19 protein-coding genes, 1 tRNA gene and 1 pseudogene are annotated in these 15180 nt (G+C 66.3%); 13 read left to right on the top strand and 8 right to left on the bottom strand.

All coding sequences use genetic code 11. The features are described from left to right. The first annotated feature begins 35 nt into the window (after window positions 1–35). Complete coding sequence (locus LDN95_RS12690; protein ID WP_226018051.1) at window positions 36–374, top strand: hypothetical protein; 339 nt, start codon at window positions 36–38, stop codon at window positions 372–374. A 1014-nt stretch (window positions 375–1388) separates the two neighbouring features. Here LDN95_RS12690 and LDN95_RS12685 read toward each other — a convergent pair. The 3 genes from LDN95_RS12685 to LDN95_RS12675 are packed head-to-tail and all read right to left on the bottom strand — an operon-like array spanning window position 1389 to window position 3690. Next, window positions 1389–1694 carry a polyhydroxyalkanoic acid system family protein gene (locus tag LDN95_RS12685; protein WP_226018050.1) on the bottom strand — a complete coding sequence of 102 codons (306 nt, stop codon included), beginning with the start codon at window positions 1692–1694 and terminating at the stop codon, window positions 1389–1391. Continuing rightward, the gene (locus LDN95_RS12680) at window positions 1694–2467 is read right to left on the bottom strand and encodes a hypothetical protein (protein WP_226018049.1); all 774 of its coding nucleotides are present in this window, start codon (window positions 2465–2467) and stop codon (window positions 1694–1696) included. Before LDN95_RS12680 ends, LDN95_RS12685 begins: the two co-directional genes overlap by 1 nt. Further along, window positions 2467–3690, bottom strand: coding sequence for a toxic anion resistance protein (locus tag LDN95_RS12675; protein WP_226018048.1), 1224 nt, complete (start codon window positions 3688–3690; stop codon window positions 2467–2469). Before LDN95_RS12675 ends, LDN95_RS12680 begins: the two co-directional genes overlap by 1 nt. 153 nt (window positions 3691–3843) lie before the next feature. Here LDN95_RS12675 and bla point away from each other — a divergent pair, with 153 nt between their 5' ends. Together bla and LDN95_RS12665 are read left to right on the top strand one after the other, a co-directional pair. Next, the gene (gene bla, locus LDN95_RS12670; protein WP_226018047.1) at window positions 3844–4767 is read left to right on the top strand and encodes a class A beta-lactamase; all 924 of its coding nucleotides are present in this window, start codon (window positions 3844–3846) and stop codon (window positions 4765–4767) included. Continuing rightward, window positions 4767–5480 (top strand): SDR family NAD(P)-dependent oxidoreductase, encoded by a 714-nt coding sequence (locus tag LDN95_RS12665; RefSeq protein WP_226018122.1) that lies wholly within the window; start codon window positions 4767–4769, stop codon window positions 5478–5480. The genes bla and LDN95_RS12665 overlap by 1 nt, the downstream gene beginning before the upstream one ends. 162 nt (window positions 5481–5642) lie before the next feature. Here LDN95_RS12665 and LDN95_RS12660 read toward each other — a convergent pair whose 3' ends face one another. Both LDN95_RS12660 and LDN95_RS12655 read right to left on the bottom strand, forming a co-directional pair. Next, window positions 5643–6164, bottom strand: a complete 522-nt coding sequence (locus LDN95_RS12660; protein WP_226018046.1) for a nuclear transport factor 2 family protein — start codon at window positions 6162–6164, stop codon at window positions 5643–5645. Window positions 6165–6250: 86 nt separating this feature from the next. Continuing rightward, window positions 6251–8020: a fatty acyl-AMP ligase gene (locus LDN95_RS12655; RefSeq protein ID WP_226018045.1), complete on the bottom strand. Its 1770-nt coding sequence runs from the start codon at window positions 8018–8020 to the stop codon at window positions 6251–6253. A gap of 144 nt (window positions 8021–8164) precedes the next feature. Here LDN95_RS12655 and LDN95_RS12650 point away from each other — a divergent pair, with 144 nt between their 5' ends. From LDN95_RS12650 to LDN95_RS12635, 4 genes and pseudogenes are all read left to right on the top strand, one after another. Further along, window positions 8165–8773 carry a RecX family transcriptional regulator gene (locus LDN95_RS12650; protein ID WP_226018044.1) on the top strand — a complete coding sequence of 203 codons (609 nt, stop codon included), beginning with the start codon at window positions 8165–8167 and terminating at the stop codon, window positions 8771–8773. Further along, window positions 8748–9272, top strand: a complete 525-nt coding sequence (locus LDN95_RS12645; protein ID WP_226018043.1) for a DUF192 domain-containing protein — start codon at window positions 8748–8750, stop codon at window positions 9270–9272. Before LDN95_RS12650 ends, LDN95_RS12645 begins: the two co-directional genes overlap by 26 nt. 94 nt (window positions 9273–9366) lie before the next feature. Continuing rightward, window positions 9367–9780 (top strand): NADH:ubiquinone oxidoreductase subunit NDUFA12, encoded by a 414-nt coding sequence (locus LDN95_RS12640; protein ID WP_226018042.1) that lies wholly within the window; start codon window positions 9367–9369, stop codon window positions 9778–9780. Next, window positions 9780–10202, top strand: a pseudogene (locus tag LDN95_RS12635) (DUF2155 domain-containing protein); the annotation flags it as partial. The gene LDN95_RS12640 and the pseudogene LDN95_RS12635, both read left to right, overlap by 1 nt. A 35-nt stretch (window positions 10203–10237) precedes the next feature. Here LDN95_RS12635 and aat read toward each other — a convergent pair. After that, on the bottom strand, window positions 10238–11059 hold the full coding sequence (gene aat / locus LDN95_RS12630; RefSeq protein ID WP_226018041.1) for a leucyl/phenylalanyl-tRNA--protein transferase: 822 nt from the start codon (window positions 11057–11059) through the stop codon (window positions 10238–10240). Between the two features lie 84 nt (window positions 11060–11143). On the opposite strand from aat, the gene LDN95_RS12625 reads away from it, so the two are divergent. The 6 genes from LDN95_RS12625 (at window position 11144) to LDN95_RS12600 (ending at window position 13860) form a co-directional block, all read left to right on the top strand. Further along, window positions 11144–11219 (top strand) — tRNA-Trp (locus tag LDN95_RS12625). 279 nt (window positions 11220–11498) lie between these two features. Beyond that, a complete protein-coding gene (gene secE, locus LDN95_RS12620; protein WP_226018040.1) occupies window positions 11499–11693 on the top strand; it encodes a preprotein translocase subunit SecE in 195 nt (64 codons plus the stop codon). A gap of 43 nt (window positions 11694–11736) precedes the next feature. Beyond that, window positions 11737–12273, top strand: a complete 537-nt coding sequence (nusG, locus tag LDN95_RS12615; RefSeq protein WP_226018039.1) for a transcription termination/antitermination protein NusG — start codon at window positions 11737–11739, stop codon at window positions 12271–12273. Window positions 12274–12443: 170 nt separating this feature from the next. After that, on the top strand, window positions 12444–12875 hold the full coding sequence (gene rplK / locus LDN95_RS12610; RefSeq protein WP_226018038.1) for a 50S ribosomal protein L11: 432 nt from the start codon (window positions 12444–12446) through the stop codon (window positions 12873–12875). Between the two features lie 4 nt (window positions 12876–12879). Beyond that, window positions 12880–13581, top strand: coding sequence for a 50S ribosomal protein L1 (gene rplA / locus LDN95_RS12605; protein ID WP_226018037.1), 702 nt, complete (start codon window positions 12880–12882; stop codon window positions 13579–13581). An 81-nt stretch (window positions 13582–13662) separates the two neighbouring features. Continuing rightward, complete coding sequence (locus tag LDN95_RS12600; protein ID WP_226018036.1) at window positions 13663–13860, top strand: hypothetical protein; 198 nt, start codon at window positions 13663–13665, stop codon at window positions 13858–13860. Window positions 13861–13876: 16 nt separating this feature from the next. Here the strand turns inward: LDN95_RS12600 and LDN95_RS12595 are convergent, their stop codons facing one another. Together LDN95_RS12595 and LDN95_RS12590 are read right to left on the bottom strand one after the other, a co-directional pair. Further along, window positions 13877–14323: a DUF2721 domain-containing protein gene (locus tag LDN95_RS12595; protein WP_226018035.1), complete on the bottom strand. Its 447-nt coding sequence runs from the start codon at window positions 14321–14323 to the stop codon at window positions 13877–13879. 96 nt (window positions 14324–14419) lie between these two features. Then, the gene (locus LDN95_RS12590; RefSeq protein WP_226018034.1) at window positions 14420–15172 is read right to left on the bottom strand and encodes a TonB family protein; all 753 of its coding nucleotides are present in this window, start codon (window positions 15170–15172) and stop codon (window positions 14420–14422) included. Window positions 15173–15180: the final 8 nt, after the last annotated feature.

Below are 15180 nucleotides of genomic sequence, written 5' to 3'. Positions count from 1 at the left end.
GGGGCCGCGCAAGTTCCCGCAATTCAGGCAGACCCATGGCGCGCAAGCACCCCAAGCACGGCCCCTATGACCTTCCCGACACCGACGAGGACGCGCCTGCGCCGGTGGTGCCGTGCTGGCTGTGCGGCCGTCCGACGGGCAAGACGGTGGTCTGGCACCACCCCATCCCCAAGAGCCGGGGCGGGCGCGACACGGTGCCGATGCACCCGATCTGCCAGAACACGCTGATCGCCAACTTCACCAATTCCGAATTGCAGCGCTATGGCATGGACGTGGAAGGCCTGCTGGCCAACCCGGCGGTGCGCAAGTTCGTTGACTGGGTGGCCAACAAAGACCCCGACTTCAACGCCAGCATCGCCAAGAAGGGCCGCTGAGCGCGGAAGGCATTGCGCGCGGAAGGCGTTGCACGCGGAAGGCGGACACGCGAAAAATCCGGGCGCTACCCCGGACCATGTGCGAAGAATAACCAGATAGGATCACGCGACCGGAGCGGCGCCAGCAATGGCGCTGCGGGCAGGAGCGTGCGTTGCCGTGTGTGTGCGAATGTCCGGGCCCCGCCAACGCGCGCTGGCCCGGATCGGCCTTTGGTGTGATCAAACCGCGCGTGGGCAGCGCTGAAAAGACCGGCGGCGGCTCGCAAACGGCCGGTCCGGCGGAAGGCATTGGAACCAAAGGGTTCCGGTCCTTCCCGGGCGCAGCACATGGCTCGCCCGTCCACCCCGCGCGGGTCTGGCAGCAGATTGCCCGGCCTGGGACTTGAGGGGGGAGAAACGCCCACACAAGACCCGCAGCAACCCACCCCGGTCGCGCCGATCAGGCTATGACCCCTGACCGAAAGAGCCGTGAGAACAAGACCGGCCTTGGCCCCGCCTCTCGATCCTTGCGCGGGGAGTTATCCTATATGGTTCGTTTTGTCAAGGTGGGTCGTGGCAGATTGGCTGTGCGGCTGCTGTCGGGCGAGGCCGTCTGGCGCCGAACCCCCTCCCCCACCCCTCCCCACCGGGGAGGGGAGTCAGATCACCACTCGCCCCCGCACCGTTCCCCCCTCCCAGTGGGGAGGGGTCGGGGGAGGGGGTTCGCCCTATCTGGCAAGAGGACTTGAATAGAAGAGAAGTATACTGTCCCAGTCTTATATTTTTCTGCAAAGTGAATATTTGATAAAAATTTCATATTTGGAACAGCCACCATGGTTTTGCAAATAAATGTGCAAAAGGCAGATCAAGGTGGAGCAATCGACGTTTCCGTCGGATTACCTTTGACTTGTCGGGCAATTATCTCTTCTGGATATTCATTTCGTTCGACAGATTCCAGCGGTCGGCCGATCAGATTTTTTGGCACACCCAGATTGTTTTCAGCAGATCCAAATTCGATCGCCGCCGAAAGCCCCCTCACCCCAGCAACTTAGCGCCCTTTTCGCGGATCGTGCCTTCGATCATGCCGCGGGCGAAGCCGAGGCCTGCGGGGATTTCGACGTCGAACACCAGCGCGGCGTCCTCGATGTCCAGCGAGCAGGGGATGGAAAAGCCCATGGCTGAGACGTCCATGGCGAGGCGGTCGTCGGTTTCCCAGCGCAAGTCGACGCTGGCCAGCGCGCCCAGCGATTCGCGCGCCTTGTCCGGGGCGTCGCCCATGCGCGCTTTCAGGCGGCGGCGAACTTCATCCTTGCCGAGGGTGTGGGGGATGGCGACGCGCATCAGGTTTCCTTCGGGGGCGATAGCTGCGGGGACTGCAATTGCGGCGCCTCCCCAAGCGCATCGCCGTACTTGTAGTCAAGATAGCGGCCACGCACCGCCAGCGCGTCCAGGTCACCGGCGGCCAGTTGGCGCGAAATCTCGTCGATCTCGCCGCTGACTTTGCCCAGCGCATCGGCCAGTTGCTGGTCGGCGCTGCGCCCGCCGCGCTGTTCGTTGCGCAAGTGCGCGGGGATGCGGCGATAGCTTTCGACCATGCCGGGCAAGTGTTCGCCCACCAGCTTGCGCACTTCGGCCACGGCAGGCTCGGCGGGGTCGAGCCCTTCCAATTGCACGCCAAGGCTATCCAATTGCACGCCGATCCGGTCGACCAGCCGCACTGCCGGCGCGGGCAGCGCGGGGCGCTGCGCTTCGAGCCACAGCTCGGTGCGGCCCACCATCGTGCGCACATCGCCGCTGTTGAGCGCGCGCAGATCGGGCACTTTGAGCCGGGGAAACGTGCTGAAGAACGCCAGCACGGCAAGGCCCGCCAGCACGGCGGCGAACAGGCCGACCACGCCGATGCCGCCGATCACCAGCCCGGCGATCATCGTTGCCAGCATGACCGCGCCGATGGCCAGCGCCACCCGCGCCGCCTTGCGCGCCAGATGCCGCCGCTTCAGCTCGGCCGAGCGCCGCCCGATCGACCCCCGGCGCCGTCCGCCCGCGCGCTGGTGCGTCAGCGATTGGCGCGCCGATGCCAGTATCGCCGCGCTGTCGTGTGCCTCGCCCGCCATCAGCCCTCAAGCGTCAGCAGCGGCGAGGATTCGGGACCGGCCAGTTGCGCCTGGGTGGCGCCCTGGGTGCGGGCGATGTAGCCCTTCGACTTCTCGACTTCGCCCGAAAGCGTGTCGATGGTCTGCTTCATCGCGTCCAAAGCCTTGATCTTGAAGGTGTCGATGGTGTCCATCGTGTCATAGATATTCTGGAAGGCGCGTTGCAGCGTTTCCAGCGGGATCGTGCTGGACACCGCCATCTCGTGGATCTTGCCGGTCTGTTCGCGCAACAGCTTGCCGGTGGAATCGATGATGTTGGCGGTGGTGGTGTTGAGCGCGGTGATCTGTTGCAGCACCAGCCGCTGGTTGGTCATCGCCTGCGCCACGGTCACGGCGGTGCGCAGCGCGGCGACGGTGGTGGTGCTGGCGCGATCGACGCCCTTGACCAGTTCGACGTTGTTTTTCTTGACCAGATCGAGCGCGAGATAGCCCTGCACCGTCACCGCCATCTGGGTCAGCAGATCCTGCGTACGCTGGCGGGTATAGAACAGCGCGGATTCGCGGATCGCCTTGGCCTTGGCCGGATCGGTGTGGTCAAGATCGAGCGCGGCATCTTCAAGCTTGCTGTCGAGTACTTTGGAGATGTGGATCATCTGTTCGATGTTGCCCATCGCCTCCCACAGCTTTTGCCGTTCGACGTCGATGGTGGCGTTGTCCATCAGCAGCTCGTCCTTGCCCGAGGCCAGCCGGTCGAGGATCGCCTTGATGTGCCCTTGCGCCGAGACGTAGCCGTCGAAGTACTTCTTCACGCTGTTGCCGAAGGGGATGATGCCAAGGAACTTGCGCCCCGACGACAGGTTGCCCTGACGGCCGGGATCAAGCTCTTCGACCGTGCGGCGCAGCGCGGCCAGATCGGCGCCGACGCCGCTGTCCTTGTCCATCGCGCGGATCGGGCGATCGAGAAAGCGGTTGGACATGCCCGCCGCCGCCGCGATCTCCTTGCGCCCCATGTTGGTCAACTGGTCGACGCGCTTGCCGAATTCGGGGCTTTGCGCGTCTTGCGCCAGCAGATCGGCGACGAAGGCATCGACCTTCGCCTCAAGCTTGCTCTTGGTGTCGTCGCTGACCGGCACCAGCCCGGCGGCCTGCGTGGGCGCCACCACCGGCACCGGATCGGGCGGCGTCAGGGTGATCGCCGGGGCGGTTGCAGTTGCGCTTGCGGTGTCGGTACTGGTGCTGGCCATGGCTCGTTTCCGGTAGAAGTGGCGTAGAGATGGGGCCCCGGCCAACCGCATGCAAGCTGCACCGTCGATGCAGGATGGCGGTTGGTCGATCCGCATGATCGGTCGGAAGGGGAGGCTATCGCACCGCGCGGCTTGCCGCTAGCCTGCAAAGCGATGAAGCGGCGCGATGTTCTGGGCAGTCTGGCAGCGGCTTTGGCGAGCAACCTCGCCTTGCCTGCGCTGGCGCGTCCGGCGGTGCGCGTGCCCGCCGGGATCAAGGCGCTGCGCCAGTTGGAACAGCGCAGTGGCGGGCGGCTGGGCGCGTTCGTGCGCGATACCGCAAGCGGGCAGGGCTTCGGCTGGCGCGAGGGCGAGCGGTTCGCGCTGTGCTCCACCTTCAAGCTGTCGCTGGCGGCGCTGGTGCTGCGCGAAGTGGCGGCGGGGCGGCTGGATGGCGGGCAGGTGCTGCCCTATTCGGCGCTCGATCTGCTGCCCGCCTCGCCGATTACCGGGGCGCATGTCGCGCGCTATGACCTCAGCGTGCTGGCGCTGGCCGAGGCGGCGCAGACCACCAGCGACAACACCGCCGCCAACCTGCTGCTCGACCGGCTGGGCGGCCCTGTGGCGCTGACCGCGTTCTGGCGCGAACTGGGCGATGGGCTGACCACGCTCAACCGCAGCGAGACCGCGCTCAACCGCACCGATCCGCGCAGTGGCGAGGACAGCACGACGCCCATGGCGATGGCGACCACGCTGACCACGCTGATGCGCACCGGGCCGGGATTCCCGCTGGCGGCGCGCGACACGCTGCTGGGCTGGATGCGCGCGACCACCACCGGCGGCAACCGCATCCGCGCCGGGATTCCTGTCGGATGGAGCGCGGGCGACAAGACCGGCACCTTCAGCGATCCCGCCTTTGCCAGCCGGATCAACGACATCGCGTTGATCGAGCCGCCGGGCCGCGCGATGCTGGTGGTGGCGGTCTATTACGAAAGCGCGGGGCCGCCCGGCGCCTTGCGCACAGGCGACGAAGCAGTGCTGGCCGAAGTTGGCCGCATCGCCTGTGATCCCGGTTCGTGGAGGTTGAAGCGACCATGATGCGCTGTGCAGTATTCGGCGCCTCGGGCGGGGTTGGTGCGGCGCTGGCGCGCGCTCTGGCTGCGCGCGATGACGTGGCCGAGGTTCACGTCGGTTCGCGCGGCGCGGGCGGGGTGCCGCAAGGGGACAAGTTCCGCCCCTTCGCCTTCGACCTGACCGACGAGGACAGCATCGCCGCCGCCTGCGCCCGGATCGGCGCACCGCTCGACATGGTGCTGATCGCCACCGGACGGCTGACCCGCGCCGACGGCAGCGGCCCGGAAAAGGCGTTCCGCGCGGTGACGGCGCAGGGCCTTGCCGAACTGTTCGCGATCAACACCATCGGCCCGGCGCTGATCGCCAAGCATGTGCTGCCGCTGCTGCCCCGCGAGCGGCGGGCGGTGTTCGCGGCGCTCTCGGCGCGGGTCGGCTCGATCGGTGACAACCGGCTGGGCGGCTGGCACGCCTATCGCGCCAGCAAGGCCGCGCTCAACATGCTGGTGCGCAATCTGGCGATCGAGCTTGGCCGCACCCACCCGCAGGCGCTGGCGGTCACGCTCCACCCCGGCACGGTCGACACCGCGCTGTCCGCCCCGTTCCAGAAGGGCGTCACCCCGGAAAAGCTGTTCACGCCGGACCGCAGCGCAGCAGCCTTGCTGGCGGTCCTCGACGGCCTGACCCCCGCCGACAGCGGCAAACTGTTCGCATGGGACGGCGCGGAAGTGGCGTTTTAGGGGCGGGATTGTGCAGTTTGCCTGCTGAAAGCCGCCGTTCCGGATGCGACACCATTGCGGACATCCACAATCGCAACCGCACGCCCCCAACCGTCACCCCGGGCTTGACCCGGAGTGACCGCAAAGGGCGCGGACGCGTGGTGCCGCGCACCCGCCGACCCCTCACTTCTTCGGGGCGGTCATGTCCTGTACGGCGATGATCTGCCATTGGCCGGCGCGGCGCAGCACGGTGTCGGTCCAGATCAGTTCGCGCGGAGCGGCGTTGCCCTTGGCATCCTGCACGATGGCGCTTTCGCTGCCATAGATGACGGCAAGGTCGGGGGTGAAGAAGCGCACTTTGGCGCCCAGCACCTTGCAGTCGCGCTCGACCGGTGCGGTCGTGCCGGGCTTGGGCAGCATGTCGGCCTTGGTATAGAGCGGGCCCGCCGGGCTGGTGCCGACGAAGTCATCGGCGATGAACTTTTCGACGAAGGCCTTGTTGGCGGCATAGCGAGCATCGGCGGGCACGCAGGCCAGCGTCGCCCAGACCCGCTCCATTTCGAGCAAGTCGGCGGCCACCGGATCGCCCGGCGCTGCCCAGTGCCCGTCGGCGGCCTGCGCCTGTGCGGGGCCGGGGACGGCCAGCGCGAGGCTGGCGATGGTGGCGATGGCCAGGAACCTGCCCGGCAGGGTGCGCGATTTCATGGAACTGCCTCTCCCGCTGACGCATGAGCGTCGATGCGGTGAGTACCAAGCTCTGCCGAAGGGCGCGACGCCCTTTTTCCCGCCGCTTACGCCGCCAGTTGGTAAGGCTCGATCTCGCCGGTCAGGTACAGCTTCTTGGCCTTGCTGCGGCTCAATTTGCCGCTGCTGGTGCGCGGCAGGGTGCGCGGGGGGACCAGTTCGACCACGCAGTTCATGCCGGTGATGGCGCGGACCTTTTCCCGGATGGCTTCGCGCAGCTTCAGCCGTTCCGCCGGATCGCTGACGCGGCAGTGGACGAGCACGGCGGGGGTTTCCTCGCCATTTTCAGCCTCGACCGAGAAGGCCGCGATATCGCCCTGATGGAAGCCGGGAAGCTGCTCCACCGCCCATTCGATATCCTGCGGCCAGTGGTTCTTGCCGTTGATGATGATCATGTCCTTCGCCCGGCCGACGATGAACAGATAGCCCTCGGCATTGAGGTAGCCCATGTCGCCGGTGTCGAGCCAGCCATCGACCATGCAGGCGGCGGTCGATTCGGGATCGCGGAAATAGCTGTGCATCACCGACGAGCCACGGCACCAGACTTTGCCGATGTGATGGTGGCTGACCGGCTTGTCGTCCTCGCCGCGAATCTGCACTTCCATGCCGCGCACCGCCACGCCGCAATTGACGATGGCGCGATAGCGGGCCGGGCGCGACAGATCGCGCGGAGTGCCCGACAGGCGCTCTTCCTCGACCAGCTCGACGCGGATGCCTTCGCCCGGCGGCATGATCGTCACCGCCAGCGTCGCTTCGGCCAGACCATAGCTGGGCAGGAAAGCGGCCGCCTTGAACCCGGCGGGCGCAAAGGCATTGACGAAGCCCTGCATCACGTCGGGGCGGATCATGTCGGCGCCGTTCCCGGCAATGCGCCAGCGCGACAGGTCGAACCGTTCGGCCACGTGCGTCTGGCTGGAAATGCGGCGGGCGCAGATGTCATACCCGAAGGTGGGCGAATACGACAGCGAGGCGCCCTGGTTGCGGCTGATCAGGTCGAGCCACGCCAGCGGGCGGCGGGCAAAATCCTCGGTCCGCAGGTAATCGGCCGACATCTGGTTGGCGATCGGCGACAGGAAGCAGCCGACCAGCCCCATGTCATGATACCACGGCAGCCAACTGATGCAGCGATCGCCCTCGACAAAACCCATGCCGTGGGCGTGGCCGGCCAGATTGGCCATCAGCGCGCGGTGGGTGACCGCGACGCCATGCGGAAAGCGGGTGGAGCCGCTGGAATACTGCAAGTAGCTGATCGCATCGGGATCGGGATCGGGCAGCGCGGTGTCAGCCGGTGCGACTTCGGCAAATGCCTCCCACGTCAGGCCGGGGCAGCCGTGGCGTTCGGCGGCAGCGGCGCACATCGTGGCCAGTTCGCCGGGGAACAGCAGCATCCGGGGATCGGAACTGCCAAGCTGGACGCACAACTGGTCGATGTAGTTTTCCTTGCCGCCAAAGCTGGTCGGCAGCGGCAGCGGCACCGGCCATGCGCCCGCGTACATCGCACCGCAGAACAGCGCGGCGAATTCGGGGCCGGTTTCGGCAACCAGCGCCACCCGGTCGCCCGGCTGAACGCCATGCGCGACCAGCCGCCGCGCCGCGATCAACGCATCGGCGCGCAGCTCGCTGAACGGGTACGGGCGCACCAGCGTGCCGCGCGGATCGTGGAAGTTGAAGCCGCGCAACCCTTGCGCAGCGAAATCGAGCGCGTCGCAAAAGGTCGGAAAATCGGCGAACCGGCGCGCACGGCCATCATCGTTGGGGGTGGCAACCAGCGCATCGCGCGCCGCTCCACGATCAACGACAGCTTCCAGTACAGTCATGCGATACCCCGAATTCGTTGTTGTGCGGCGGGCGATGTCCTGCCCTGCCGCAGCTGGCGCCGACAACCTTGTCCCCCGTCTTGCGAGCGGATGCAGAGCTGCCGGTGTTCTCATTGTTCCGCGACTGTGGCACGAATATGGCCAATGCACGATGAACAGAACCGGCCACGCCGCGCGCGTCCCATTCCGCCACAGCTCGATGATGCGCAGCTTGAAGAACTGGCGCTGGGCTATGTCGCACGCTTTGCCACCAGCACGGGCAAGCTGGCCGACTATCTGAAGCGCAAGTTGCGCGAGCGCGGCTGGGATGAGGACACGCCCGCGCCCGATATCCCGGCGCTGCTTGCCCGCTTTGCCGAGCGCGGCTTCATCGATGATGCGGGGTACGCCCAGGCGCGCAGCGAAACCTTGCGCCGCCGCGGACTTGGCGACCGCCGCATCGATCAGACGCTCAATCAGGCCGGGATCGGCGCCGACTTGCGCGCCGCCAACCGCAGCAGCGAGCGCGCCGCCCGCGAAGCCGCGCTGGCCTTTGCCCGCAAGCGACGGCTCGGCCCGTTTGCCGGCAGGGGTGATCCCGGTGCCGCGCCAAGCGATCCCAAGACGCGCGAGAAACACATTGCCGCGCTGTTGCGTGGCGGCCATGCGCTTGGCAACGCGCGGTTCATCGTCAATGCCGTTGACGTGGCCGAGATCGAGGAATGGGTACTTGAAGGGATCGACGACGATGAACCTGCACAAGATCACGGGTAAGCTGGCGGCCTTTGCAGCCGCCTTGGTTCTCGCGGCGTGCTCACCCGCAACGGCAGACAGCAAGCCGACTGCGCAGCCCGGCACGACCTCTACCCAAGCGCCAGCGACCCCCACCCTGCACCCGATCTCGGGCCTTGCGGTCATTCCGCTGACCGTCACGACCGCCAATGGCCCGCGCGTGCTCAAGGTCGAACTGGCCGCCAGCGCCGAGGAGCAGGAACACGGCCTGATGTTCCGCACCGCGATGGGGCCGGATGAAGGCATGATCTTTCCGATGAACCCGCCGCGCCGCGCCGCGTTCTGGATGCGCAACACCGTGATCGGGCTGGACATCATCTTCATCGGTCCCGACCACAAAGTGCTCAACATCGCGGCGAACGCCGTGCCTTACGATGAAACGCCGCTGCCTTCGGCGGGGGCGGCCAGCGGCGTGCTCGAATTGAACGCGGGCCGCGCGGCGCAGATCGGCTTGCGGCCGGGCGACCTGGTTACATGGTAATCGCCGCCCTTTTCGATGCTTTTGCGGCGAATGCAGGCGCGCGCGTACCATCCGCGCTTGCCGACTCCCCCTTCCAGCGGCTAAGCGCTGCGGCATGAGCATCCTTGGCAAGATCTTCACCTGGTGGGACGGTGCCACCATCGGCACCCTGTTCGACAGCGCGCGCAATGGCGAGCAGGTCGGCACCGACGTTCAGGGCAACGCATACTTCCGCGCAAGGAAGCCCTTTCCCAAGGGTCATCCCTTCGCCGGGCGTGAGCGTCGCTGGGTGATCTACAACGGTCCCAACGATGCCAGCCGGGTTCCGGCGGAATGGCACGGCTGGTTGCACGGCAGCTTTGACAGCGTGCCCGAAAGCAATCTGCCGCCGCCGCACATCTGGGAAGTGGACTACACCCCCAACGCCACCGGCACCTCGGCCGCCTATCGCCCGCAAGGCGCTCTGGAACGCGGTGGCAAGCGCGCCGCCGCTACCGGCGATTACGAAGCCTGGTCACCGGAAGGCTGATGCGGCCCCGGTCAAGGCCGCTTGCCGCGCTGGCTTTCGCCTGGGCGGTTGCGCTGCCGGGCCTGTCTGCATGCGGTAGCCAGAACGAGGCGCCACCACCGTCCGAGGCGACGGCCAGCGCCGGGCCGGTCGATTCGGCCAGCGGCGTCGTCGAAAGCGAATATGGCACCCCGGTCAAGGACCGCGTCGCCACGCTCGGCTTTCTCAACAAGCGCAACAACATCACGCAGGAACTGGTGCTGCGCACCGGCGAATCGCGGCGCATCGGCAATGTCATCGTCAAGCTGGCGACGTGCGAAAAGACCGCGCCGTGGGAAGACCCGCCGGAAACCGGCGCCTTCGTGCAACTGTTCGTGCAGGAACGCGCGACCACGCAGGAAAAGCTGGCCTGGCACAAAGTGTTTTCGGGCTGGCTGTTCCGCAACGCCCCCTCGCTCAACGTCGTGCAGCACCCGGTCTATGACGTGTGGGTCAAGGACTGCGCGATGAAGTTCCCCGGCGAGGAGGACAGCCCGACCGCCGCCGCATCGGCCAAAAGCGCCGAAAAGCCTTCGGGCACGGCGCCTCCCGATGAAGCGCCCGCCATCGAAACCGCGCCCGAACCCGGCGACGATGCCCCGGTGGTTGAGGAAGCACCAACCCGGTAACGCGGCGCAAGGCCGGTCCGCTGCGCCTCTTGCAGCAGGCCAAGGTATTGCGATTGCGGGATTTCGACTGCCCCCAGCGAGGTCAGGTGCGGGGTCGTGAACTGACAGTCGAGCAGGCGCGCACCGCCCCGGCGCATGGCCGCAACCAGCCAGCACAGCGCCACCTTCGACGCATCGCTGGCGCGGCTGAACATGCTTTCACCGCAAAACACCGCGCCGAAGCCGACGCCGTAGAGGCCACCGACCAGCCGTTCGGCGCGCCCGCCTCCCGCTCCCTCTTCGACCTGCCACACCTCGATCGAGTGGGCGTGGCCGAGCGCGTGCAACTCGCGATAGCTTTCGCGGATGCGGCGGCTGATCCAGCTGTCGGGCGCATCGGCGCGTGGCGCGGCGCAGGCATCGATCACCGCATCGAACGCGCGGTTGCAGGTCACGCCAAAGCGCCCGCGCCGCAAGGTGCGCGCCAGCGAATGCGACACATGGAATCCGTCGAGCGGCAGGATCGCGCGCTGGCGTGGCTCCACCCAGTACACTTCGGGATCGTCACGACTGTCCGCCATCGGGAAAATCCCGGCGCGGTAAGCCCGCAACAACAAGTCGGGCGGGATGATCTGTGGGTCGTCACGGGCCATGGCGGATAAAAACGTTCTGGGTCGGTTGCATCCCCCGCGTCAACCCATTAAGGGCGCGTTCTCCGACGGCAATGCTGTCGGCGCAGGAGTGTAGCTCAGTTGGTAGAGCATCGGTCTCCAAAACCGAGGGCCGTGGGTTCGAGTCCCCCCACTCCTGCCATTTTCCAATAAGTTTGGCCATTTTCCGAAAAGGTTGGCCACTTTCCCAAGATTGCCGCCGCGGCAGTCTGCCCGCCGCTGCCGATCGCGGGCCGATTCGGTCAGTCCGCTGCCCGCAAGCCGCGGTTTCGGGTGGGTCTTGCCATCGCGGCGCATGTCGCTTACATGACAGCCAACTTCCGACATCGGAGATTTCGCAGCCCCTCCCGGACCCGTCCGGGGCGGCGATGTCCCCTAGGCGGAAGACGTGACAACCTTTTTCATTGCAGACAGGCAAGCCATGGCCAAGACCAGTCCAAGCGAGTTCGTCAACCAGGTCCGCGCCGAAGCGCGCAAGGTCGTCTGGCCGACCCGCCAGGAAACGACCACGACCGCGATCTTCGTGGCATTGATGATGATCCTGCTCTCGGTGTTCTTCCTGGGCATCGACAGCATCTTCGGCTTCATCGTCAGCTGGCTGCTTTCGCTCGCCTGACCCGCCTGCCCGATCAGACTGCATAACAGGAAACGACCCGACCATGGCCCGCTGGTACATCATCCACGCCTATTCCGGCTTCGAAAACAAGGTTCGCGACGCGATCATCAGCGAGGCTGAACGCATTGGCCTGTCGCAACTGGTCGAAGCGGTTGAGGTTCCGACCGAGACCGTCACCGAAGTGAAGCGCGGCAAGAAGGTGGCCGTCGAGCGCAAGTTCATGCCCGGCTACGTGCTGGCCAAGCTGGCGATGAACGACGACATCTACCACCTCGTCAAGAACACGCCCAAGGTCACCGGTTTCCTTGGCACCAACTCCAAGCCGCAACCGATCTCTGAAAAGGAAGCGGCCCGATACTTCGGCGCCCGCGAACAGGCCGCTGCCGAACCGCGCAAGCAGGTGCTGGTCGATTACGAGATCGGCGATTCGGTCAAGGTCAACGCCGGCCCGTTCGCCTCGTTCAACGGCATCGTCGAGGAGCTCGATTTCGACAAGAGCCGCGTCAAGGTCTCGGTGTCGATCTTCGGCCGCGCCACCCCGGTGGAGCTGAGCTTCGAGGAAGTCGAACTGGTAAAGTAAGGGCGCGGTCGCAAGCCGCGGCCGAATCCTTGCATTTGCCGCGCGTTCCCTGTAGGGGCGCGCGCTTCCATGGGGTTTTCCCCGTGGGTTTCGCGCGGGAGAGGCCTTCGGGCCTTGTTTGACCGCTTACTCTGCGCCCACCCGGGCAACAGGAAGATAGGAGGCCCGCAATGGCCAAGAAAATCGACTGCTACATCAAGTTGCAGATCAAGGCCGGTGAAGCCAAGCCTTCGCCGCCGATCGGCCCCGCGCTCGGTCAGCGCGGTGTGAACATCATGGGTTTCTGCAAAGAATTCAACGCATCTACCCAGGAAATTGAAAAGGGCACGCCGCTGCCCACCGTGATCACTGTCTATGCCGACAAGTCTTTCACCTTCATCACCAAGACGCCGCCGGCAACCTTCTTCATCAAGAAGGCGCTGGGCCTGAAGTCTGGTTCGAAGGCGCCGGGCAAGGATTCGGCCGGCCAGATCACCCGTGCGCAGCTTACCGAAATCGCTTCGTCCAAGATGAAGGATCTGAACGCGAACGATCTCGAGCAGGCAGCGAAGATCATCGAAGGCTCCGCGCGTTCGATGGGCATCCAGGTTGTGGAGGGCTGATCCGATGGCCAAGCAGACCAAGAAGCAGAACGCCCTTGTCGAAAAGCTGGGCGACAACCAGAAGCTCTATGGCGTCGATGATGCCATCCAGCTGCTCAAGGACCTCAAGAGCGCCAAGTTCGACGAAACGCTGGAAGTTTCGCTGAACCTCGGCGTCGATCCGCGCCACGCCGACCAGATGGTCCGCGGCATGGTCAGCCTGCCCGCAGGCACCGGCAAGGACGTGAAGGTCGCCGTGTTCGCACGCGGTGACAAGGCCGAAGCGGCACTGGCCGCCGGTGCCGATCGCGTCGGCGCCGAAGACCTGCTCGAAGAGATGCAGGCCGGCAACCTCGACTACGGCCGCGTCATCGCCACGCCCGACCTGATGGGTCTGGTGGGTCGTCTGGGCAAGCTGCTGGGCCCGAAGGGCCTGATGCCGAACCCGAAGCTCGGCACCGTCACGCCGAACGTCGCCGAAGCGGTCAAGACCGCCAAGGCCGGCCAGATCGAATTCCGCGTCGAAAAGGCCGGGATCATCCACGGCGGCATCGGCAAGCTGTCGTTCTCGAACGAATCGCTGCGCGCCAACTTCGACGCGTTCGTCGATGCGATCGTCAAGGCGAAGCCTGCTGGCGCCAAGGGCAAGTACGTCCGCAAGGTCGGCCTTTCGACCTCGATGGGCCCCGGCCTGAAGGTTGACGTGGGCCAGGTCTACGGCGGCTGAGGCTGTCGGGATTGCGACCATTCATGGGGCCGGGGGGCAACCTCCGGCCCTTTTGATTCGATACAACCGGGAAACCCTGCGATGGCTGACAGCGACAGTGAACCACCGGCAAACCCGGTAACCCGCGCGCGCATCGAAGTTGAAGCACAGATCCCGCCCGAACGGCGTGGCCCCGGCTGGGACCGGCATTGGCGCGAACTGGAACACTACGCCGCCGAGGCAATGGACTGGACGGTGCAGTCGCCCCCGCCTTCGCCCAAGAAGAAGCGGCAAAACTGACCCTCTGCGCTGACTCTCAGCGCAGATCCTTGCGCTCAAGCTCCAGCAGTTCCTGCGGCAGACGCAAGGTGCTGGCCACCAGCCGCGTTTCCAGCAGCAGATAGATCAGCGCGACCATCAGCAGCGATATCGCCAGAAAGAACGCGACTTGCGTGGCGATGCGCAGTTCCTGACCCAGCATTTCGCCGAGGAACAGGATGCCCACCGTCACCCCGATTCCGATCCCGCTGAGCACCAGAATCAGCAGCGCATGACCGATCAACTGGATGCGGCGGTCGACATTGCGCATTTCGACGACCACCGCATCGTGCGCAACGCCGGTCGTTTCGGCGTGCAGCTTCTTCAACGCGCGCGAGCGGTCGACGATGCGGCCCAGCCGGGTCGTCAGGATGTTCATGATGTTGCCGATCGCCACCAGCACGAACACCGGCGCCAGCGACAATTGGATGGTCTGTGCGATCATGCCAACGAGTTTAGCCGATCTGCGCGCGCTTGTCTGCGCATTGCGCGATTTCGGGCCATTCCGCAGCCGACTGGCGCCGCTGGCCCCGCAAGACCTTCAGGGCGTGTAGAAAAAGCGCTGTTGCCAGCCGTAATCGGCGGCGATGGCCGCGCCGTTCTGGTCCTGCGCAGGGCGGAAGCGGAAGCGCTCGACCGCAAGGCGGCAGGTGATCGCGTCCGCTGCCGGATCGCCGCTGGGATGGTGGACCCGGCAGGCGCTGGCACGGCCATCGCTGGCAACGCTCAGCACCACGATCACCATTGTCCCCAACCGCTTGGCGCGGCCTTCGCGCGGGTAGTCGGCTTCGGTCAGGTCTCCGGCGATCTTGACCGGCTTGACCGCAACATAGCGCCCGCCCGCGCCAGCGCCGCTGCCGCCGCTGCCCGGACCATTGCCCGCACCCGCTCCGCCGGTGCCCACGCCCGCGCGGGCAGCGCCCGACTGCACGTCATCGCCGGTTCCGGCAGCGGGAGCCGCAGGTGGCGACGGTGGAAGCGGCAGGCGCGCGGGCGGTGCCACGGTCTGGGTGGCGGCCGCCTTGCGCCCGCTCGCCCCTTGCGCGCCCTCGGCTTCGTGCGCGGTGGTGGTGCGCGGCGGTTCGGGCGGTTGGGGCTTGTCGGGCAAGTTGATCGCGGGCGTCACCACGGCGGGCGGGGCGGCCGTGACCAAGGGAACATCCCCCGCCAGTCCGCGCACCAGCAGCAGCGCCAGCAAGGCCTCGATCGCCAGCACGCCGAGCCCGATCGCCCCGCGCGTGCGGCCTTGCAGCGCGGAACCTTCGGCATAACGGGAGGAAACAGGTGCGACCATCGCACCGG

The sequence above is a fragment of the Novosphingobium sp. FKTRR1 genome, from assembly GCF_020404405.1.
Taxonomy (GTDB): Bacteria; Pseudomonadota; Alphaproteobacteria; order Sphingomonadales; family Sphingomonadaceae; genus Novosphingobium.
This window is presented reverse-complemented; position numbering and strand designations above follow the sequence as displayed.